The following is a 19,834-nucleotide window of genomic DNA, read 5'->3' on the forward strand; positions in this document are numbered from 1 at the left end:
GGGATCCACAGAACGTTGTACCCGCAACGTTGTAACCCACGACTCGCTCACTCTTCAAGCATCGGGCCTCGTGTTCCAGCGAAGGTCGAGGCTCTACTACCTACGAAACGTCTGCCGCACATCCGGCCGATTTAAACAGATCAATGACCAGATCGCAGCGGGCATTCCCATCGGACTGGCGCAGGGAAACAGGGCAATCCACGCGCCGATTTGAGCCATTTGCAATCCCCGTCGCTGCAGTTGCTGGATCGAACCAAAAATAATCGCACCCTGCATCGCCAGAAACAGCAGCGTGATGACGCCCCAAATTAAATTGTGCGTCAGCGCAGCCATCACGATGTTGCGAAAGATTTGGGCCGTGGTGGCCAGCATCATCGCGGCCCGCAACCCGCTGTAAGCACACTGCAAAAAATAAAGCAAATAGAACAAGGCAAACGGGGCCGTCACAACCAATTGAATGATCGCAGGAATGTGGATGGCCGTGGTGACGCTCGTCGCATTGGCGCCGGCACTCGTTGCATGGGCAGGCTGCGAGAAACCTCCCTTCGATTCTCCGAACGGAGTTGGGCTGAAACCGCCGCCGCCAAACAAATCGCCACCACCAACGGCGCCGCCCAAGGGCGCCAAAGGTGCGAGCGGGGTCAGCGGAGTAAGACCCGCTGGCGCTGCCGCAGCGCTGGCAGGCACTGGCGTGTCGCCGAATAAATTACCACCTCCGACTGGCGCAGCTCCGAGCGGAGTGAGTGGCGTGAGCGGAGTAAGTGCTTGAATCGGCGCTAACTGCGCCAGTGGTGCGACTTCGTCGGGCATCACTTCACAAAGCACAGGCTCTTCGACCGCGGGCTGTGGCGCAACTACCGGAGCCGGTATCGGCTTTGGCTTTGGAATCGATTGCGGCATTGCCGCTGGCTGAGGCACCGCGGTTGGTTGTGGAGTTGTCGTTGGTTGTGGTGGCGCAGCCGGTTTCGGTTTCGGCTTCGGTGGCAGTAAATCGGCCGCCGTCGGCTTGGGCTTCTTAGGAGGAGTCGCGGTTGGCGCGACCGCCAACGATTCCATTCCCGGCGCTACACCTCGCTGCAAATCGCCGAACGGATCGCCACCGTCGCTGAAAAGCGCCGCCGCTGGTGCGACAGCCGGTTTCTCGGCAACCGACTTGAGCGGGTTTGCCAGCGGGATCAGCACGATCTCGGTGCAGTGCGGGCATCTCCCTTTCTTCCCTGCCGTCGCCCGGGGCGTGCGCACCACTTGGCCGCAGAAGTTGCAAAAGAACTCAATCGGCCCGGCATCACCCTCAGCCGCAACGGGTTTGGGCGCAACTGCTTTCGCCGCTGCGGACGGAGCGGTGGGGGCGGCCGGAATCACCACCACAGCCTGGCAGCTGGGACATTTTCCCTTTTTGCCAGCCGCAGCATCGGGGGTGCGAACCACTTGGCTGCACTGCGGGCACGGAAATTCGATCGTCATTTGCCGCCGCTACCGCCGTGATAATTCGTCAGGAAAAACGTACCACCATCCTAATTGCCAATCCCCCCGCCAGGTAGCGCTTTCAGAAGCCGGAGGACTGAATACCGATTCCTGACCGCGGCTCTTCCCGCTTCCTTCACTTCCCGCCGAACTACGCTAGAATGCAACCTGCGGATCACTGGTCTAAGCGGCCGGAGTAACGTCCGCAGCTTCGGGGGCGAACTGGATTCGACCGGGTCGCTAGAAGCGTCAGTGGCGTGTCGTGGTTGATCTGTTGGCCACGTTAAAAGCAGATCACACTTTACTTGCCGAGAGCAATCTCAGCCTTGCAGCCTAGTTAAATAGTCTGCACGGATTGCGGGTCTTCGCCGGAGAGACCCAAAAATCCGTTGCCAATTCCGGTTCGCCGCGGGTCATGCTCGAAACGCCCGCGGTTCAATAAGTCTCGAGCTGGTCAAACGGGTAGTGCGCAGTCAGACGCCCCGGGCGACGACAATTAAATTGATTGCTACACACGTAGAAGCTGCCGTGGAAAGATCGCGGGACGCGGGTTCAATTCCCGCCGCCTCCACTCAGGCACCTCTGTGACAGGGGGTGCCTTTTTTTGTTCCTGGGTGTCAGAAGGTGCAACGTGAGAAGGGTTTAGGTCCGGAGCATCATCAGCGTTTTTCGGTGTTTCCGTGACTGGCCCCGCCTCGGATTGACTCGACGGGACAACTGAACTGATGACTATTTGCTGACAGGGATTCGGCAGAACAGCTACCGCTCTCGCCTGATCCTCGATTCCAATGTGGGTGTATTTCATCGTCATCCGAACATCTGAATGACGAGCCAACTCGCGAGCTTCCGGCAGCGACGCTCCGTTGCGGAGCAACTCGGTGATATAGGTGTGGCGTCCTGCGGCGTGAAAATCGGCAACGCCTTCCGCAGTACGATACTCTATGCCGACACGCTCTAGGTCCTTTTTGACCATCAACCAGGTTTTTCGTCCTTTCAACTTTGGGAAAAGAGCGACACCCGGACCAAACTCCTTTAGCCAAATAATGAGCCGACTCACGAGAGCAGGATGTATCGGCAAGCGGTCGGTTTTGCGATGCTTCGAATCGGCGGCTTGGACCGTCACGAGCGGAGGGGAGGCCTCTAACTTGAAGCTCTCGGGCGTCAGGCTCGCGAGTTCGCCTCTCCGAAGACCGGTCATGTATGCGACCAGATAGAGACGGTAACGAGTCTCGCCATCGTAGCATTGGATGGTTTCTGAACTGGTCCTCGCTGATTCGAGCAATTTCACGATCTCCACCGAAGAAAGGGCTCGCCGTTTGTGCCGAACATCTACTTCGTTATTGAGTCGAGGGAGACGAATGACTGGATTCGAAGCGACACGTCCATTCTCGTAGAGCCATCTGCAGAATTGCTGAAATGCTTGTGCATAGTGGTTCGAAGTTCGATGTCCACACTTCGTTTCGTCCCGGTGATCGGCAAGGAACCGTTCGACCGCAGTTCTCGTGATGCTGCCGATCTGTTGGAACTTACAGCCTTGCACGATGCACCGCACTCTGGACATGACCAGCTTTACGTGCTTCGCACTCTTTTTGCGGCGAGTGAGACTCTGCTCAAACTCCACGAGGTGCGGCTCGACTGCTGACTGCCTTAGTTTGGCTAGTTCCTCTTGGTGCGAATCGATTTGGCCTGACCTCCGCAGACCCGCCTCTAGTTCCATCCTGTCCAAGAGTCGCTGGGTTTCGCCCTTGTCGGTGTAACCTTTCTTCATTCGACGCCTGCCCGTATGGTCTGTGTAGTTGAAGTAATACGGTGCGTGCTTATCGTTTTTGTTTTTCTTCCTCTTAAATGGCTTTGACATGACCTAGCTCCCTTCCTGCCCAAGAGTGCCAGGAAAACGACGCTTGACCCAAGCATTGACATCTGCTCGCAGCCACTTCGAACTCCTTCCTATATGTCCAGGCCCCGGAAACTCCCTTCTGCTTATGAGACGCCTGACCGTTCTACTAGAAATCCCGAGTATTAGAGCAACCTCCTGAATTGAAATCAGAAGTGATTCATCGCCATTGCGAGGCCCTTCGGCGGAAAAGTCAGTCATGGTACTGTAGAATCTCCTGTGAGTGAGAATTTGTGACGGCGGCGGAGCCAGTAGCAAACCAACACACCAAGTGGCGGGCTATCGCTACTGATCAGGATCGAGCATCCTGCATCGCTCAATGACAATTGAACGGCTCCAAACGTGACGTTGCCGCTGCTCACTCGAATTGATGCGACAATTCAAGGACTGCCTAGTGACAGCTTGTTGAACCGGTGTTGAACTCCCAGAATTAGGCCACGCGAGCAGCCAGTGGGAGTGCATAGCCCTGTGGCCCTTTTTCCAACAAGCCCCTCGCGATGAGTTTCGGAAGATAAAGTCGGACGGTCTGGTCTGGGTACCCCGACCGCTTCGCGATGTTCTTAGCGGAAGTTGGAATCCTCGTTACCGCGTCGAGGATTTCTCGTTGGGCTGTCGTCAGGTTGCGAAGACTTGCTTCCAAGGCTAAATCCAAGTTCTCGCAACTAAGGCTCCACTTTTGTTCGTAGTCTAATTCCCATATCTTTGCTCCGACTTTTGGGTTTACCGGAACAGCAACGGGAATGCTTGGCATAGATTGCAACTGCTTCAATTCCCTCTCGGCCAAACTCCGGAGTTCTACATACCCTACTGAGTCGAGGATGCCTGGTAATCCACACATAGCCTCGGGTGGGTTGAGGCAGAACATCAGAGCCTGGTGGGCATTAACTGCATGAAAAGGACCGCGACGTTCGGGCACTGCCGAGACAGCGTAGAACAAGCGTTCGTCGTAGACTGAGGCAAGAGAGGGGGCGATTGCATCGTAGGAATCCTCGAAGTCAAGGTCCCACAAATCTTCGTTCTGCAGAGAGAGATGGTATCTTTCGACAATGAATTTTTCAGTCCGTCGAACTTGGTCCCAATAACACCCAAAGTACTTGGCTTGGCTCGGAGTCATGCTACAATCCTGTTAACTCATAGTAGTGGTCCCGCTACAAATGTAGTAGGAAGCGGCCGACTGAGGCAGCTCATGGTGATTGTAGTAGCACTTTTAGATTCGGAGCCTTTTGGACTTTGACGCCATCTTGCGGAACGGGATTTATACAGACAGCCTGTGGGAGTTTTAATCCGAAATGGCCCCGAAAAACCTTCCTGCGGATGCCCGCTTGACAGGTTTTTTTCGGGCTGTTGTTTTTTCGGGATTTCAGGCATCCACTCAATCTGGTTTGTCAGGAGCAAGTCTCTGCAAGCTCTTCAGGAACTGCTTGAGAGATACCATGAGGGTCTCGCCATCTTTTAGCACCTGCGTTATCGCGGGCTGAGGTTTCGGCTGTTGTTGAGGTTTGGGTGGGACTGCCACTTGCTTTGAGATCTCAAATCCCGGGAACTTGAAACCATGGCGAACGCGGTAGGCTTGGCGTGATTCGTCGTAGTACCACGGAACTCCCGCCATCGAGAGCGTCTGGAGTAGGCGATGGACTGTTCGTCGCGAGCATTCGAGTTCGCCCGCCAAGGACTCGGCATCCCAACGACCTGGCCCCATGATGAGGTGGAGAACTCGCAGGAGCCGGCTCAACCGCTCGCATTGGCGTGCTCTTCGTTCGGCATCGGTCCGACTCTTGGTCATCGGCGGTTGTGGAAAATGAAGCGGTCAGGAGTGAAGGAATGTCTCTTCGTATGAAGGTTAAGAATTTGCCCGGCAACAGTGGGTCATCGCATTTTGAAAATGACCCACAGTTGGCATCGATAGCGGCGACGATTGGCAGCCATCTGAGGATTTGCCCGCTATTCGGTTGCTTTTCTATGAATCCGATTGATCCGAACTTAGGCCTTCATCAGTTGTGCAAGGCGTTCCAGAAGACGTATCAGCAGGCCCAGGCCGATGCCGTGTGTCTCAACCTGGACCGACTGATTGAAAATACGATCCGGCTCGCTCCAGTTCGGCGAGAGCCGTATCCGTTGCGAAGATCTCTAGGCCGAATCGTCCAGGGGCCTGAGTCGCTGATTGAAGAAGCAATGTGGCGACACTGGCATCCACGCGAGGGCTGCCAGTCGGTTCCGGGAGCGTGGCATCGCATCGTTTCGTATCAGGTCATGTTGCGAGACACGAACCTCGATCAATCATGGGGTGAGATTGACCTGCTCGGCGTATCACCCCAGGCCATGCCCGTGGTCATTGAAATCAAGCAGGGCAAAAACCCCGAGACACCGCTCCGCATGGTGGTCGAAGCGGCTGCATACGGAGTTGCGATGATGAAAGCCTGGAGCGTCTTTGGGCCTCAATGGGCAAAGGTCGTGCATGAAAAGTACGGACTAGACTTGGAACCATCGCCTCAACTTAAGTGCTGTCCGCTTGTTTGTGCCGCTCCCGAAACCTATTGGGCTGAATGGCTCGGAAATAATCCACGAGCGGCGACTGTCACACCTGGGGCCTGGGTCGCCGTCAGAAAACTAATCGCGGCCTTGGCAGAACGAGGGCTTCCGGCGACGTTCTGGGCACTGGAGTTGATTCCGTCAACTGACGAAGCGAGTAACCTGCCTCTGATCGGCCGCGTGCGAGGCCTTGATCCGCTCGGCCTGTGATTCATCCCTTCGCATTTAGTTGATGCCTTTCACCGTCCCGGAGAAGGGTCAGAGGATGCCCCAGTCTCGCGAAGTCATGGCCGGCGAAAGTGTGGATTGGCACAACAGACCTTGGGCGGAGTTCGTCCAAGAACGTCTGGATATCGTCGGCATAAATGTGCCCGCTGGTATGGGCCTGAACCAGTTCACCGCCTGACTTGTGCAGAACGTCTTGTACCAACTTCCACTCTTCCCTTTCCAAGTAGCCGTTCCAAGACGAGAAGATGCAACGCGTGCTCGGTGGCAAACTGCTGCTGAAGTCGCTCGCCAACATGCTGGGCCGGAAGAGCATGACATACTTCGCAGGGTTCGATCGGATTTCGTCCATCCTGATATTGGCCGGCGACAACAAAGTAAAAACAGTTTTCAGCCGTTTTCTCTCGTAGCTTTCCTCGAAATACTTCGGGAAGAAAACTTTGATCCACTCGGTTGATTCGGGGGCAGGGACAGGAATCTCGTTTCGCATTAAGTGCAAGATGTAGCCCGCATAGGCATCGACGACCAATGTTCGTCCGGTCTTCCGTGTGGAACGCAAGAACGCCACGAAGCGATCGATGTGCTGTGGGGAAAAAGAGGCCAGCACCAATCCCGGATTCGATTCGATGTGCCTGGTGATTTCAGCTTCGAGCTCGAATTCGTTTGGACCTCGATGTCCGGCGTGTTCGATGTGGGTTCCTTCCATGAGCAGGAGGTCGACTGGAACTCTTGCCACAGAATCGATCAATGCTCTCGCCATGCCTGGTTTTCGACCGTGCAATCGGAGATCCCCCGAGTAGAGAATTCGCGTCCCGTTCACCTCGATCAGGAACGCCAATGCCCCGTAGATGGAATGGTCCACGGAGAAACCTGTCACCGTGAACTCGCCGACTTCGAATGGAACCGTTGGCAGGACTTCATGAAATCGTTGTCGGGGTAGGTACGGCTGACCTGCAAACTTTGCTCCGGCAGCCATCATCTTGCTGGTGCCACGCGTCGTGTAAATCGGAATCTCGGGATGCGAATGATGGAGCAGCCCGGTATGGTCCTGATGGGCATGGGACAGGAGGATTGCCGTAGGCCGACCCCCGTCGCCGAATAACCCTGGAACCGTGGGGAGAATTCCGGCGGCTTCCAGTTCATCCTTGGACTTTCGCTGAAGTGCTCGCGAATCGTGGGGCTCTCGATCTGCCCTGAACAACGGCATGCCTGCATCCAAGATCAACCGCGATCGCTCTCCCTCAATTTCAATGCAGTTTCCACCGATCTCGTGAGCCCCTCGATGCACCGTCAGGTAGATCGGCATCCGCTAAAATCTCCAACCGCCGTATATCTTGCGGTTCCACAGGAAGGCCAGAAGGGCGAAGACGAAAATGCCGAAACTCCAGCCGATGTAAGCCGGATTCGTGGTTCCTCGTAGGAACCCGTCCCAAAGCTCGCCCAAACGGAAAGCCCAATACGCAGCAATGCTCCAGACGACATGGAACATCAGGTAGACGTAGAGCCTGACATCCTCTCGCAGTCCACTTTCAACCTGACGAACAAGCCGATCCGTCGGTCGCTCTTGGTCATCGTTCGATCTCATGGTTGATGCAGTCCTAGTTCAAGTAAAAGCGGCTCCGGAGAGTCGTGGTTTTCAACAGCTTCACGTCGGCCGTTATCCTTGCGAGGTTGGTCCAGCCCTGCTTAGCGAGTTCAATTAGGAACTGCGGCAGGTGGCCAACGGGATGGTACCGACTCGCCTCCCCTTCGCGGGGCCTGCGTCTCTCCGGAGACCGCGATCTCATGAGAACACGCGTCGCTGACAGGGGTGGGACAGCGATCGAGCCATTGCATTGGAATCGATTACTCAAATCGTTCAGCGATGTACCATTTCGCTTCCGCCGCATTCCAGGTGACTCGATAGGTGGAGATTTTCTCGACCGGAGTTCCGGCTTTAGACTTGAATTCAACGCCCACGTTCACTCGGTAGGCAGGCCAGTCTTTCCAGTCCGGAGGAAGGTCTTTGGCACTGTCGAACGCCAGCGGGTCGGGGGAGTCTTTCACGATGCTGCGAATGTTGTAGCTGATCGGAGCAAGTGCATTCTTCAGCCTCGATTCCATCGTGGAGACTTGATTTTTCTCACCGGCCATCCATTTCTGAAACTCGTCTTGAAAGTGCTGTCTGGCAGCTGCTTCGCTGCCCGCCGTGGTGGGCGGGGCGACGTTCGCCTGGCAGCCAAGGCAGGTGAGGACAAGGATCAGTCCGACAAGGCAGTTCAGTCGTGGCAGGTTCATTCAGTTGCTCCAAAAAGTGTGTCAGTCATCAAGTGTTCATTGCCAGCCCGGCTTGAAGCTGGGCGTTCACGCGATTACGAAGGTCCATTGGCTGCAGAATGCGGCAACGACCGGTCCAGGAGAGAACCCAGTTTGCAATCTCTTCCAGACCGTCCACCAGGAAAGAGAGAATCACGCTCCCGTCCCGCTGGAAATCTGCCTTCTGAGAGTGGTGCCACGTCGTCTCGGTGACAATTCGAGCGGTGGGATTGGGGAAGTGAAGTTTGACGTCGTATTTCACCTCGCCGCGATAAACTCCCCAGGCATTGCCCAGGTAGCTGCGAAGACTGAAGTCTTCAGGAACGACTGCAGCTTCACCGAGCGTTCGCAGGGTTTTGAAGCGGGCAACACGATAGGTCCGCGGACTGACTTCATCGTGCGGGCGGGCCACCAAATACCAGGCGTTTTTGATCAGGGTCAGGCGAAAGGGATGGAGCTTGAGTTTGAGGGGACGCGGCTCATAGGGAGTGTCGTAGGTACCCGATAGTTGTCTTCGTTCCAAAAGTGAAATCTGAACGGTCTTGATTGCCTCGTGGTGACGACTGTGATCGACAAGCTTGAGATCCAGTACCGAAACCAGGGCCTCGGCATCCGCCAGGATTTGCTTGGCTTGTGTCGAAGAGGCTGCAGCGATCTTCCTGGTTGTTGGTGCAGCTCCGGCGTTCACATCCAGTCCCGGTGAATTCGTGGCGGCGGTTGCTAAGGCCTGGCCAAGTAGTTCATCGTCGGTAAGACCAAGCACGGGAAACTTGTAGTCGGGACGCACTCGGTAACATTGGCCTTCGTCATCGAAGTACCAAGGAACTCCCGAGAATTCCAGAACCTCTAGGTCCCTGTAGATGGTCCGTTCCGAGCAATTCAGTTCCTCGGCAATGCTTTTTGCATTCCACCTTCCTCGACTTTGAATGAGGTTCAAAACTCCCAGGACTCTAGCCATTCTCGCATTCTGTCGAACTCGTCGGTCACGATCTGGCCGCGGGACTTTGTTTGCAGAAGGACGGTTGCCGGTGTTCGCATTCGACTTTGATTTGCTCATGCCTTACCTGCCTCTGCCGACTGTAGAGGTAGTAAGTCGGCGTGCCGATCCGAACGATGTAGGTCGAGATACGCTGATCGATAGGAGGTGATCGCGTTTGCCAAGTGATGAGCAAAGCACACTGAATAGCTGGAAGCTGCTTCTAGCTCCTCGGTGACTTCCAGGGCTTTGGTTTCGGAGAATCCCCGGACGCTCATTGCATTAATGGTCGCTTGGCGGATAACGGAATCGGTATTTCCTCGGGCTGCGGTTTGAACGAAGCGGTAAGTGTCCTCCCATAGGATTCCCGAATTTTTTCGCAATGCCGACATGACCTGCTCTTGAAACAGGATGGGACCGCGAGGGAGAAGGCGGCGTCGCGTTGATTCCACTTCCCGTCGCCTCGTCGAATTTTGCAGGTAGCCATCGACAATATCCTGGTGCGTGGTCGAAATCTCGGTCAGTGCGGTGATCGTGGCCAGGTCTCGCAGTCGTTGGGGCTGGATCTGGCGAGCAATTTCCCGTGAGTCTTCAGATTCAAAGCCAAAGATGGCATCCGTGGTCTTGCCGCAGAAGCTGCGATAGACGTCATGATCGCGGTAATGCGATGCCAGGAAGCGGGCATGATACTTCCACGCTGCAGCTTCAACCTGCGTCATAGTGTGAAGGTGTACGTGAACCGGCACGTCGGAGCCGGCATGTTCTGATCCAGCGGTCGAAAGCTGAAACGTCGGTACCTGCTGACTAGCAGTGACCCAAAATCGCTGCCAGTGAACGCGATACTTCACAGGATTAACGTCGGAGAGGCTTAGAAGGTAGTTGATGACTGAGGAGCAGCCGCTTCCGATCAGGCGGGACGGATTCCCTCGACCGCGAAGGCTCTTGGTAAGCTCCTCGACAGCAACGACCGCATGGTGCCATCCTCGCTGTGAGATGTAGGTCAACTCACTTTCGAGCAAGGGGCTCGCTTGATTCTTTTCACCGCCAGGATACTTAGCCGGGATCGCGTCTCGACAACGGTCAGCGAAGAGGTCGAATTCCGTTGTCATCGCGGGGCCTAGTTTGTGGAATGGTCAGAACACTTTGGCATTGTGCCGACATGGCCGACAACAGTGGGTCATAGTGGTAAAAAAACTACCCTGCCTGCTGAAAGATCCAGGTGTGAGCCAGGTCAACGACCTTGGCAAGTAACGGCAGATCGTCACGACCGAAGCTCTCCGTCTGCTTCCACTGCTCGCCGTCCTTATAGAGGCGGCAAACGGTTACGTTGTGCCGGGTGCCGACGTTCGTTTCGTTTTCCCAGATGGCTGCCTTGATCGCCCCGAGGCGAACTTCATGAACCGGTTGCTGCTTGGCCTTCGACATTGCATGTACTCCAGAAGAAAGAGGTGACATGCTCTCTACCCGAACAAGCACCGTTTCAAGAGTGACCGTGCCCGTTGGAGGCGGGAAGTTGTGCAAGCTTGAATTTCAGGTAATCGGTCAGTTGCTCCGCCAGTACCCGCTCCGCACGTTCCAGCCAACGACGGTTACTGGTCAGGATTGCGGTCAAGTCTCGATATCCGAGTTCGCCGATGAAAGGGAGACGAGGCAGGTCCCGAAGCTGGTCGCCTTGAGGAATCGATGCCCGCAGTTCATCGGAATCACGATACTTCGTGACGAGCGGATTACCGGTCGTTGGTGTGAAGAGAATCAAAACGAAGTCACGCGTGATGGCGTCAAAGAGTAGGTCTTCCTTGAACCAGCCATTCTCTCTTAGGCCCACGCGAGCATTACGGATCAGTTGATCGGCAGGATAACCTGCTGAGCCGTTGTTGTTGCTGGTTTTCGCAGAGAGAGGGGAGCCGTATTTCATTTCAATGAAGACAGTTGTTGACGGATTCTCCCAGGTGATCACTACGTCCACTTCAGTCTTGCCTTCGTCCCAAGGGAGGTGCTGCCGGGGATAGGCTCGTTGCTTCTGCCACGTTCCGATTCGAAGCTTCCGATACACTTGGCGGCGAAACCGCTCTGCCCCAAGTGCCAGGTTGAGCAAATCCGGCAGCCACCATCGTGGATTGATCGCCTTAAGCGTTCCGAAGATATGGCCGGTGACGACATCCTCACTTGTGGGTCGAACAATTAGCGGGCAACGGAGTTCTCCCTTTCGTGCCGGTTCGCAGAGACAGCCACCCTTCCCATTTAGTTCGGTGAGCATGCGAGTTCCTCGATTGCTGCTACTTCCTGCCGGACAGCCTCGACCTGTTCGACCGGCTTACCCCAGCCACGGCAATGTTCACGAAAGGAACACGATGCACAGTTCATGGGACTCTCAACCGGGTAGAAGATGCCAACGTCAATGGCCCGGTCGATGGCTTGAACAACGTCTCCCAGTCGGCCGAAGTCGCTGAGGTATCGAGTCGTCGTCAGCCGTTGGACCTTTGGCGTCTTTGTCTTAACAAGTATCACGTAGTCGACGATAGGTTCCTGGCCGAAGTGTTCATGCACCGCATGGGCATAGCAGGTCGGCTGCAGCGACGTTGACACGTCTGATTCAGAATAGGCTCGCCCGCTGGTTTTGAACTCATTCACCTTCAGGATGTCGTTCTCATCCTTCGTGATCAGGTCAGTCACTGCGATGAGCGGAGTTTCCAGGTACTCGCCTCGGCTGTTATAAAGCGGTACCAAAAACTCTCGTTCGATTTCCACGATTCGTTCCGGCGGGGGCTCTCTGAGGTATGTCTCAAGTAGATGCACGCCTTTGTTCAGGCAGTCGTCACGCGTGTCACCTTCCCGATAAACGACCACTTCGGACGCCTCGCGTTCTTTCCAAGCAGAACAGAACCGGTCGGTAATCGAAGAAGGTGAGTCGAACTCACTCGTCTGCAACGCCAGGTGATAGCTGGCTAGTGCTTCGTGGACGGCGGAACCCAGGATCAAGTCGCTGCTGGCCGACTTTGTGGGCAGACCCAGCACTCGCTGAAAATAGTACTGAAGCGGACATCGAAGGTATTGGCTGATGGAGCTGTAACTCCAGTGCGGGCGACTCCGCATATTACTCACCGTCTCTGTTGGAGGACGAATCGGACTTCGCAGTCTGTACCCGCTTCAGGCACATCAGGCAGCCGAACGTAGCCATGGCTTGATTCCAAGCCGCGTCGGACGGTCGCCCTGTGACGACTGGGGGAAATCCACCTCGACGCAACCAGTCAGACAAGTTTCGTGCGGTGACTTCGGCTTGCCCCCAGTTTTTGCTGCTGAGAGCATCGATCATTTCGTCCCAAGTAGTTTGAGGGTCCACAGGATTCCCTCACCGTCCAACCCGACTGCGAGAGTGGCCAGCACCATTGCCGGTGGGAGCCGCTTGGCTCAAGGCGTCGATCACATCCCCAGCTTCCCGCTTACTGAGTTCGTAGACGCCGACTTTCTTCCCGGTCAGTTGTTCGATTCGACTTTCCAGTTGCTTGGTCGTCAGGCCCTGACGCTTGCCGAGATTGAGCAGATACTGAACTTGCTTGTTCGTGGCGACCTCGCCGTTGTGACCGTTTGCTTGATGGCCGTTCGCCGCCGATCGCTCGGGTGGATGACCGTTGTCGTTCGTCTGCCGAGTAGTATTCGATGGAGGAGTGCCCTCGTCCCGGCTGGCAATCGCGGAATCGCTCCGATGCCGTTCGATTTCGCGGTCCAGTGCCTCTTCGGCGAGATCGTAGAGTTGTTTGACCTCTTCAATCACGGCTTCCGGATCGGAAACCGTGGACGTGATTTCGCCATCGAGATTGATGGAAAATCCCGTCGAGTTATAGTCCTTCGAGACTTTGCGGCTGAGACCTACGTTGACGCGAAGCATGGCAACCTCCCAAGTGATTCCAGAAAAGCCTTCTGACGATCTATACTCCGCTAAGATTTCGTAGACGCAGCTTCGATTTACCTGGAGTCCCGATGAGCGACATTCCCGAAGATGAAGAAGTGGCTAGACTCTTCGGCCGCGGCACTATTCATTCCGTGGTCGATCCATTTCTACGGCGTTATGGACGACGCTATCTGCCGCAGGATCTACCTACAAAGTACGCAGGCGGAAAATTTGGCGTGTGTTACGCGAATTCTTACCGACTGGCTTCCGAACATGCCGTTACTTATGTCGAGGGATATGCCATCAGCACTCGAACAGCGAGCCCTCATTTGCACGCTTGGTGCGTGGACGAGAAAGGACTTGTCCTCGATCCAACGTGGCGATCCGGTACCTTCTACTTTGGAATCCCGTTTCGGTTGGAGTTCCTAAAGAAGGCAATCGCCGAACGCACAGAACGCGGTGACTGCTACTACGGGTGGCTCGATGACTGGCGACCAGGGTGGCCACTCATCAATGAACTTGGGGAGCAGCCCGAACTGTGGTTGGAACCGAGTTATTTCAGCCGGAAGTTCGAGACGTAACGCTTTGCTGACAACGCCGCAGCTGCGTACTATCCGGCCATCGCGAGTGTCAGAGCTTCGTTCCAAGCCTTGGCTTTCACCTTGGCCCCACTCCCGAACCAAGACGAATCAAGTCGCCGACTTGCCCGGTCAAGTGCGTTCTTCGAACGGGTGGGGCGGTGGTGGTCAACCCATTCAGTGACTGCGTTGTAGGCTGCCCAAGTCGTTCCCCTGATGTCGGGCATGTCGAGCCCAATGCCCGATTCGAAAAGCCGTGTCAGATTCTCTCGAACTTTTCGAGCCCGTGAATTATCTGCATCAGCCGGGTCGGGATAGATGGATTCGAAGTAGGACTGCAATTGATCGGCCGTCGGACTATGTTCTGCGAGGATCTCGATTTTGGCCTGGGCGTCGTCGTAGAATCGTTCTGCCAGCCCCAGCACTCGTTGAGCTTCCTGAATCTTGGTGTGCAGGTCGCCCTTGTGCATGATCGCAATGCCTTGCCCAATTCCCCGCCCTTCAGCCAGGTTCAAGGTGTTCTGGCAGACGACACGAATCGGGGTGAAGTAGACGCGAAGAGCGGTCGTACCGTCGTGCGTGTTGCTGAGCAACAGGAACTTGTCCACGACATCATCGCCACCCTTCACTCGGATCTGGCTCGGCAGCTTGGCTAGAAGCCAGATTCGCTCACCCTTCCCCAGGGCTCCCGCCGTGTGATACCGTAGGCCGCACTCGGCAACCACAGCGTCAAGAAATCCAAATGCCTGGTAGTTCTGCACCGGCACGTAGCTATTGCCCACGACGCCAAGAACGTCGCCGGTATCAGCCCGAACCACACCCTTCCGTTGTGGAACTGAAGTGCCTTCGGTTGTTGCCAGGGGCTTCAGGTCAACACGGTAATTCAGTCCTGCTGCTTCGATCGCTTCCCGAGCTGTTGCAGGCTGGTCGAGTTTCGTTCCCAAGCGATGCCAGGGCACCTCGCCCGTATACATCATTGCCGAATTGCCGTTCGTGGTAGCGAGATTGTGGGCCATCGCGGGTCTCCTTGGGTTGCTGTTTATGAACAGCCCAAGTACCCGAACGAAGGCACTGATTCCATACTGCTGCGTTTCTCCAGCAATGCTGCTACTCAGTCTGCTAGGTCACCAAGGGCCGGATCCCCGCTTTCGTTCGTATACCTGATATCGCGGGCAAGTTTATTTAGCTTCGCCTGCACGCCGCCAAACTCAGTAGCGTGATAAGGCTCTTTACGACCGTCGACAAAAACGAAGTCAAAAATGGGAATCACACCGCCGGGCATACCTTCGCCCGCCTGAATCGCACTCAGTAGCTGCCAGCCATGGGGGGAAGTCATCTTAAATATACTGCGAAGATGGCCACACCTACCTTTAGCCTTGATCTGACGGGCCGGAAAGACAAAGTTACAAGGGGGAAGCGGAATACTGGTCACGGCGTCCACGTGGGTAGAAAAGTAACACACTCCATCAAACTCGTGTTCTTTGGTTATCCACTGCAGGATTGTCTGAGGAAAAATGTACTCTGGTTTGTAAGGGGAATCTCGATGCTTCACAACAAGAGAACACATTGCGAGCAATGGCCATAGAACTACATGGTTGGCGACTAGCCTCCGAATGTGGGCGTCGAGTGGGGGATTTCCATCGGGATCAAGGTAGAGCAGCACTCGGGCCGGCCGATTGCTGAGATTAAGAATTTTGACTTTGGCAGATTTTTTGAGCCAGTATGCAGCCGCGTGCAGTTCATGGAATGGTGGTCTGCCCATTTCCGCCCAACAGGTGTAGAGCGAGCCTGCCAAGTAGAGACACGGAAGTCCTGGAATGCTGTAACGCTGGGTTGCTACCAAATGTCGCTTCTCAAAAGGTATATGGAACATCTCCTCTCTTGTTAGCGATGGCGACGATTGCCTTCGCACGCGGTACAAGCAACCTAGATCCCCAGGAACCGCCGACAGAGTGTGTTCGTCAATGCAGTCCATAAGCGGTGTGACTGCTGTTATGAAATGGCTATAGGCATCATGGGGATGACCAGCAAGCGTGGCTTTAATCACTTCCTTCGCAGCGTTACAAAAGCCCTCAATATCCGTTAAACGGGCTTTGATCATCGCAGCAATATCGGCAGGATCACTCAGGCCCTTCACCAAAGCAAGGTATTGATCAAGCTTGGTCTCTACGAAAGCCTGAAAGTCATCCGAGTCTCGCGTGATCGGAAGCTTGATTTCGGCGTGAGAAAGAAAGTCCTTGAGTTTCATTGATGCGGTTCACTCGGTTATAGGCTTCGGGTGTAGTTTATGGAGAGTACTGGCGTCGTCGTGCAATACGCAACGTGAAAACTTAAAGCAGTTCGCCGATAGAGAGCCTTAGAATGCCGTGTTGACGGAGCGTCTCGTCCGCATTCGCATGCAGGTCTCCAGGTGGGAAACACGCATGCCGTTGTCCTTCCCTGGTTAGCCAGAATAGTGGCTGGGCAATTAACTTCCCCCGTTCATCAAAGATCGGCTCCTGCGTGATGCCGAACTCGTTCCACAGCGATAGGAGCCATTTGCGGTGTTCCGAACCAATTCGCTCCAAAAGTTCCAAAAAGTCATCCTGCTTACTACTTGTTAGATCGACTGCAGCAGGAGTGCTCAACGTCTCGACGCACGACTCGATTGCGTCATTGAGACGCGAAACGGCTGAATCATTGCTGTTCAATGAGTAGATCCCCAGCCAAGACCTCGCTCGGGTCATTGCGACATAGAGATTCGCGGCCAGGACTTGGCCATCTTGCGTCGTGTACTGGTCTGAACAGGGGATCAAAACGACCTCCGCGTCATAGCCTTTGTACGAGTGAGAAGTCGTGACAAGCAAGGTGTTCGGTTGACGCTCAAAAGGCCGGTTGGTCTGGACGGATAGCTCGATACCGATTTTCGATAATCTTGGAGCGAGCTTTGTTTCAAGTAGCCGAATCACGGACTTCCCGTTATAGATCAGGCAAATGTCCGCAGCAGCAACCCCTTCTTTGGTGACGAGGTGAGCAATGTGGTTCCCGAGTGCTGCCATTTCCAGGTCGCGGTTATCAAATCGTCTGAATATAGGCTTGGGACCGTGTACTTGGTTGAACCGAACTTGCAGCCATTCCTGACCGTTACGCTGTGTCCGTTCGATCAGACCAAGTGAGACAAGTTCGTTATGGTCGTGCAAATCAACGTCCGGAGTAAGTCGATGGAGGAGGTTTACTGCCAGTTCCGTAATCGGATTCGTTGAGCGGAAGCTCTCCTTCAGGATGGTCGAACGGCCACGCATGTCGAGCCCGAACTCGGACCATTTGGGTGTCTTCCTTCCATAGATATTCTGAGCATTGTCGAAAAAGATGTGAGCGGAGCGACTGTTCCTATCGTCTGCGTCCGTCTGCTCAACTAGCGACAACAAGAGGCGGAGTGTATTCGGCCCCATGTCTTGTGCTTCATCGATAAAGAGAGCTTGGCAACGGGGGAGCATCGTAGCCTCTTCCTGCCGGTTCAGGAATTCCTCGGCGGCTCGATCGTATTCAAACTCGAAGTTATCCATCGATAAGGAGACACTCGGAAGAATGCCGGCTAGTACGTCCTTCACGTGTAGCAGCGACACTTTTTCCCAGGGAAACATGACGTTATTTCCACTGCCTTGCCATGCCGCCTCAATGGACTCACGCAGCAATTTGTGGAGGGAACGATTGGCATAAACGGCCCAAATCCGAACATCCTGTTCCTTGGCCAGGCGTTTAGCCGTCTTCGCGAGCCAGTTCGAGAGGACCAGGGTTTTGCCGCTTCCGGCAACGCCTCTCACTAGTCGTGGCTTGCCATCAAGTTCGAGATTGCTGAGCCGCTGTTGTTCATGCGAAAGAACCGGCTGCATCGACTGGCGTTTGGCAATCTGTCCGCCCAGGTTGTTGGGAGAGTCCGGCGATGTAGTCGCCTTCGCCTTCGGACGAGCAGTACTTACCGTTTCCCATTGGTCTTGGCCCCCTCGTCTGGAAAGTACTCTTGGCGACATTGAGGCTAGCAGTGGCCGCAAATGGGGCTCTTCCATTTCATTGCGACTAGCGAGAAGGATGACCGCCTCTTTCGCTCGGCTCAAGCCAACATTGATGAGCCGCTTCCATTCATCAGGTGGCCAATTACAGCTACCGGCATTCACCGTATCGAAGACGACTATGTCTGCTTCCGATCCTTGTTGACTATGTACCGTCGAAGCTTCCCAAGAACTGATTCCTTCGGCAGCCAGCCACTTCGAAACTGCATTGGCCTGTGCTTTGTAGGGCGAGATGAACAGACCCTGCGACTGTCGCATCACCGGATCATGGAATAGCTTGGACAGGATGCCCAAGGTCACGCCGCGTACCCAGCTTCGATTTCCCGGCCCCCTCTCTGCACGGATGGATGCCAGGTCCGTATCTTCTTCATCGAGCACATACCAGATTGCCCGTGAATCCTTGGCCAACAGCCGGGGAAGCTTCGATTCGCGACGACTCGTTTCCAGTGCCGTAGTCAGCACTCCACCGTATTGAAAATCGGAGACCACTTTGCAGACGTCGGGGTGCATCCGATGCTGTTCTGAAAGTACATGAACGGCAGTGGGCGTGGCCTCGATATTGTTGAGATGGCTGACGCCGCTATTCGCTAACCATGTCTCCTGGCGAGTAGGCAGAATTCGTGAGATGCGGCTGATTGGGGCAAGTTGCTTTGAGTCTCCAACAAGGACAATGCGGCGGCTGGCGAGCAACGAGAGAGCAGCAACTGCAGCACGTGAAATCAGACCAGCTTCATCGATGAAGATGGTCGTGAAGGGAGCTTCACCCTCTTCGATCATCTTGCGAATCAGATCATGATCCAGGTAGCTCGTGGCTTTGAATGCAGTAGCTACAACCACCCGCACTGCTGGGTCAACGAAGATGCGTTTGCTTTGATCGTTACCGTTAGTTCTCAATTCTGTGATCTGTTTCCGCGTGAGAGCCTTGTCTTCCCAGGCATCGAAGAGAGGAAGTTGCTGGGCTAATCCGTCGATTTGCGAAAGGATTTCGGTTTCGGTGCCTCGTAGCATTGGCTCCAGCGAAGCATCGCGAAAGGCCTGGAATGATGCTCCCTTCCCAATCCGAAGAAGTTCGCCTGCTTCCAGAGCGGCGTTGGACTCCACACGAGCGGCCCTTCCAATTGACAACGCAACAGCGTCGGTTGCCCTATTCGTGGTCGATACCACGAGCACCCTCTCGTGTTTGTCGAGCAAGACGCCAGCGATCTGCTGACCTGTCGTATACGTCTTGCCAGTTCCCGGTGGACCCCAAAGAACACTCCAAGAGTGCTGCCACCAGTCTCGAAGCTTCGGTAGGCCTACCATTTCAGCCTGTGCTACAGGTGGGTGAATGCCTCCTGCTGTAGCTGCCAGTCTGCGTCGAAGCTCCTCATGAATCAGTTCAAAGCGTGGCTCGTGATAGATCGCGTCTAGGACGCCCAGAAAATCAAACGGGCGGACAAAGAAGGAACCCACGGTAGGCGGGTTCTCAGGATTGGTGAGGCTGATAAATAGACAGCCGCTCCGTTCATCAACTTCCAGGACTTCGCCTGACCACAATGATGATTCCTCTACCGGCGAATCCTCAAAGTCGGCCATGTCGACTCGACCATCGCCGTCATCGGGAACGGCTTGCGGCCGAAACGCCGTGGCTCCCTCCCAAGTCCAGTCGAACTCCACGGAACTGCCGACATGGAGGGCGTAGATGGTGCCTCGCCCCTTCTCGGCAATGATGCTTACCTTCCGGCACCGCAACCGCTTCCATTTCGAGCAGTCACGGAACTCCTGTCGAACCGCTGATTTGGCGTCAGAGAGGAGAGATTCTTCAGCTGGTGGAAGGCCAAGCTCAACGACGAATCGGGCTGGTTTGAAACCGGCGTCGATCCCCGATGGCCCTGCCGCTTGAGCAATAGAGACTTGATCATCAACCATCGTATCTCGACCCAGTCAAACTTCCTC

19 protein-coding genes, 1 other RNA gene and 1 pseudogene are annotated in these 19,834 nt (G+C 55.1%); 4 read left to right on the forward strand and 17 right to left on the reverse strand.

Annotation, left to right across the window (positions count from 1 at the left end; all coding sequences use genetic code 11):
- Nucleotides 1–96: 96 nt before the first annotated feature.
- Nucleotides 97–1,464 carry a hypothetical protein gene (locus tag M9Q49_RS23380; protein WP_254511369.1) on the reverse strand — a complete coding sequence of 456 codons (1,368 nt, stop codon included), beginning with the start codon at nucleotides 1,462–1,464 and terminating at the stop codon, nucleotides 97–99.
- Nucleotides 1,465–1,677: 213 nt separating this feature from the next.
- Between M9Q49_RS23380 and ssrA the strand changes: the two genes are divergently transcribed.
- Nucleotides 1,678–2,038, forward strand: a transfer-messenger RNA (tmRNA) gene (gene ssrA, locus M9Q49_RS23385).
- Between the two features lie 225 nt (nucleotides 2,039–2,263).
- On the opposite strand, the pseudogene M9Q49_RS36165 reads toward ssrA, so the two are convergent.
- A pseudogene (locus tag M9Q49_RS36165) lies at nucleotides 2,264–3,004 on the reverse strand (tyrosine-type recombinase/integrase); the annotation flags it as partial.
- On the opposite strand from M9Q49_RS36165, the gene M9Q49_RS23390 reads away from it, so the two are divergent.
- Complete coding sequence (locus M9Q49_RS23390; protein ID WP_254511370.1) at nucleotides 2,909–3,106, forward strand: hypothetical protein; 198 nt, start codon at nucleotides 2,909–2,911, stop codon at nucleotides 3,104–3,106. The pseudogene M9Q49_RS36165 and the gene M9Q49_RS23390 overlap by 96 nt on opposite strands.
- A 219-nt stretch (nucleotides 3,107–3,325) precedes the next feature.
- On the opposite strand, the gene M9Q49_RS36170 is transcribed toward M9Q49_RS23390, so the two are convergent.
- The 3 genes from M9Q49_RS36170 to M9Q49_RS36175 form a co-directional block, all read right to left on the reverse strand.
- Entirely contained in the window at nucleotides 3,326–3,559 is a 234-nt protein-coding gene (locus M9Q49_RS36170) for a helix-turn-helix transcriptional regulator (RefSeq protein WP_390844684.1), read from the reverse strand.
- 229 nt (nucleotides 3,560–3,788) lie between these two features.
- Nucleotides 3,789–4,472 carry a hypothetical protein gene (locus M9Q49_RS23395; protein WP_254511371.1) on the reverse strand — a complete coding sequence of 228 codons (684 nt, stop codon included), beginning with the start codon at nucleotides 4,470–4,472 and terminating at the stop codon, nucleotides 3,789–3,791.
- 258 nt (nucleotides 4,473–4,730) lie between these two features.
- Nucleotides 4,731–5,141, reverse strand: coding sequence for an HTH domain-containing protein (locus M9Q49_RS36175; RefSeq protein ID WP_390844686.1), 411 nt, complete (start codon nucleotides 5,139–5,141; stop codon nucleotides 4,731–4,733).
- A gap of 38 nt (nucleotides 5,142–5,179) precedes the next feature.
- Between M9Q49_RS36175 and M9Q49_RS23400 the strand changes: the two genes are divergently transcribed.
- On the forward strand, nucleotides 5,180–6,097 hold the full coding sequence (locus M9Q49_RS23400; RefSeq protein WP_254511372.1) for a hypothetical protein: 918 nt from the start codon (nucleotides 5,180–5,182) through the stop codon (nucleotides 6,095–6,097).
- A gap of 1 nt (nucleotide 6,098) precedes the next feature.
- Here M9Q49_RS23400 and M9Q49_RS23405 read toward each other — a convergent pair whose 3' ends face one another.
- The 9 genes from M9Q49_RS23405 to M9Q49_RS23445 form a co-directional block, all read right to left on the reverse strand.
- On the reverse strand, nucleotides 6,099–7,418 hold the full coding sequence (locus tag M9Q49_RS23405; RefSeq protein ID WP_254511374.1) for an MBL fold metallo-hydrolase: 1,320 nt from the start codon (nucleotides 7,416–7,418) through the stop codon (nucleotides 6,099–6,101).
- Between the two features lie 3 nt (nucleotides 7,419–7,421).
- Nucleotides 7,422–7,697: a hypothetical protein gene (locus M9Q49_RS23410; RefSeq protein WP_254511376.1), complete on the reverse strand. Its 276-nt coding sequence runs from the start codon at nucleotides 7,695–7,697 to the stop codon at nucleotides 7,422–7,424.
- A gap of 260 nt (nucleotides 7,698–7,957) precedes the next feature.
- A complete protein-coding gene (locus M9Q49_RS23415; protein ID WP_254511378.1) occupies nucleotides 7,958–8,389 on the reverse strand; it encodes a hypothetical protein in 432 nt (143 codons plus the stop codon).
- Nucleotides 8,390–8,417: 28 nt separating this feature from the next.
- Nucleotides 8,418–9,344, reverse strand: a complete 927-nt coding sequence (locus M9Q49_RS23420; protein ID WP_254511379.1) for a helix-turn-helix transcriptional regulator — start codon at nucleotides 9,342–9,344, stop codon at nucleotides 8,418–8,420.
- Between the two features lie 116 nt (nucleotides 9,345–9,460).
- Nucleotides 9,461–10,492: a hypothetical protein gene (locus M9Q49_RS23425; protein ID WP_254511381.1), complete on the reverse strand. Its 1,032-nt coding sequence runs from the start codon at nucleotides 10,490–10,492 to the stop codon at nucleotides 9,461–9,463.
- Between the two features lie 85 nt (nucleotides 10,493–10,577).
- Nucleotides 10,578–10,808 carry a hypothetical protein gene (locus M9Q49_RS23430; protein ID WP_254511382.1) on the reverse strand — a complete coding sequence of 77 codons (231 nt, stop codon included), beginning with the start codon at nucleotides 10,806–10,808 and terminating at the stop codon, nucleotides 10,578–10,580.
- Between the two features lie 55 nt (nucleotides 10,809–10,863).
- Complete coding sequence (locus M9Q49_RS23435) at nucleotides 10,864–11,640, reverse strand: hypothetical protein (RefSeq protein ID WP_254511383.1); 777 nt, start codon at nucleotides 11,638–11,640, stop codon at nucleotides 10,864–10,866.
- Complete coding sequence (locus M9Q49_RS23440) at nucleotides 11,625–12,476, reverse strand: PD-(D/E)XK nuclease family protein (protein WP_254511384.1); 852 nt, start codon at nucleotides 12,474–12,476, stop codon at nucleotides 11,625–11,627. Before M9Q49_RS23440 ends, M9Q49_RS23435 begins: the two co-directional genes overlap by 16 nt.
- 256 nt (nucleotides 12,477–12,732) lie before the next feature.
- Nucleotides 12,733–13,269, reverse strand: coding sequence for a hypothetical protein (locus M9Q49_RS23445; RefSeq protein ID WP_254511385.1), 537 nt, complete (start codon nucleotides 13,267–13,269; stop codon nucleotides 12,733–12,735).
- Between the two features lie 92 nt (nucleotides 13,270–13,361).
- Between M9Q49_RS23445 and M9Q49_RS23450 the strand changes: the two genes are divergently transcribed.
- Nucleotides 13,362–13,853, forward strand: coding sequence for a hypothetical protein (locus tag M9Q49_RS23450; RefSeq protein WP_254511386.1), 492 nt, complete (start codon nucleotides 13,362–13,364; stop codon nucleotides 13,851–13,853).
- Nucleotides 13,854–13,882: 29 nt separating this feature from the next.
- Here M9Q49_RS23450 and M9Q49_RS23455 read toward each other — a convergent pair whose 3' ends face one another.
- The 3 genes from M9Q49_RS23455 to M9Q49_RS23465 form a co-directional block, all read right to left on the reverse strand.
- Nucleotides 13,883–14,866: a DUF932 domain-containing protein gene (locus tag M9Q49_RS23455; protein ID WP_254511387.1), complete on the reverse strand. Its 984-nt coding sequence runs from the start codon at nucleotides 14,864–14,866 to the stop codon at nucleotides 13,883–13,885.
- Nucleotides 14,867–14,961: 95 nt separating this feature from the next.
- Entirely contained in the window at nucleotides 14,962–16,098 is a 1,137-nt protein-coding gene (locus M9Q49_RS23460; protein WP_254511388.1) for an RES domain-containing protein, read from the reverse strand.
- Nucleotides 16,099–16,180: 82 nt separating this feature from the next.
- On the reverse strand, nucleotides 16,181–19,807 hold the full coding sequence (locus M9Q49_RS23465; RefSeq protein ID WP_254511389.1) for an AAA domain-containing protein: 3,627 nt from the start codon (nucleotides 19,805–19,807) through the stop codon (nucleotides 16,181–16,183).
- Nucleotides 19,808–19,834 lie beyond the last annotated feature (27 nt).

This window comes from Anatilimnocola floriformis, assembly GCF_024256385.1.
GTDB lineage: Bacteria > Planctomycetota > Planctomycetia > Pirellulales > Pirellulaceae > Anatilimnocola > Anatilimnocola floriformis.

Coding starts and splice junctions, on each gene's coding strand:
- M9Q49_RS23400 (WP_254511372.1), top strand. CDS start 5,180: ATGTCTCTTCGTATGAAGGTTAAGAATTTGCCCGGCAACAGTGGGTCA.
- M9Q49_RS23460 (WP_254511388.1), bottom strand. CDS start 16,098: ATGAAACTCAAGGACTTTCTTTCTCACGCCGAAATCAAGCTTCCGATC.
- M9Q49_RS23410 (WP_254511376.1), bottom strand. CDS start 7,697: ATGAGATCGAACGATGACCAAGAGCGACCGACGGATCGGCTTGTTCGT.
- M9Q49_RS23450 (WP_254511386.1), top strand. CDS start 13,362: ATGAGCGACATTCCCGAAGATGAAGAAGTGGCTAGACTCTTCGGCCGC.
- M9Q49_RS23415 (WP_254511378.1), bottom strand. CDS start 8,389: ATGAACCTGCCACGACTGAACTGCCTTGTCGGACTGATCCTTGTCCTC.
- M9Q49_RS23380 (WP_254511369.1), bottom strand. CDS start 1,464: ATGACGATCGAATTTCCGTGCCCGCAGTGCAGCCAAGTGGTTCGCACC.
- M9Q49_RS23445 (WP_254511385.1), bottom strand. CDS start 13,269: ATGCTTCGCGTCAACGTAGGTCTCAGCCGCAAAGTCTCGAAGGACTAT.
- M9Q49_RS23430 (WP_254511382.1), bottom strand. CDS start 10,808: ATGTCGAAGGCCAAGCAGCAACCGGTTCATGAAGTTCGCCTCGGGGCG.
- M9Q49_RS23395 (WP_254511371.1), bottom strand. CDS start 4,472: ATGACTCCGAGCCAAGCCAAGTACTTTGGGTGTTATTGGGACCAAGTT.
- M9Q49_RS36170 (WP_390844684.1), bottom strand. CDS start 3,559: ATGACTGACTTTTCCGCCGAAGGGCCTCGCAATGGCGATGAATCACTT.
- M9Q49_RS23465 (WP_254511389.1), bottom strand. CDS start 19,807: ATGGTTGATGATCAAGTCTCTATTGCTCAAGCGGCAGGGCCATCGGGG.
- M9Q49_RS23425 (WP_254511381.1), bottom strand. CDS start 10,492: ATGACAACGGAATTCGACCTCTTCGCTGACCGTTGTCGAGACGCGATC.
- M9Q49_RS23405 (WP_254511374.1), bottom strand. CDS start 7,418: ATGCCGATCTACCTGACGGTGCATCGAGGGGCTCACGAGATCGGTGGA.
- M9Q49_RS23435 (WP_254511383.1), bottom strand. CDS start 11,640: ATGCTCACCGAACTAAATGGGAAGGGTGGCTGTCTCTGCGAACCGGCA.
- M9Q49_RS23440 (WP_254511384.1), bottom strand. CDS start 12,476: ATGCGGAGTCGCCCGCACTGGAGTTACAGCTCCATCAGCCAATACCTT.
- M9Q49_RS23390 (WP_254511370.1), top strand. CDS start 2,909: ATGTCCACACTTCGTTTCGTCCCGGTGATCGGCAAGGAACCGTTCGAC.
- M9Q49_RS36175 (WP_390844686.1), bottom strand. CDS start 5,141: ATGACCAAGAGTCGGACCGATGCCGAACGAAGAGCACGCCAATGCGAG.
- M9Q49_RS23455 (WP_254511387.1), bottom strand. CDS start 14,866: ATGGCCCACAATCTCGCTACCACGAACGGCAATTCGGCAATGATGTAT.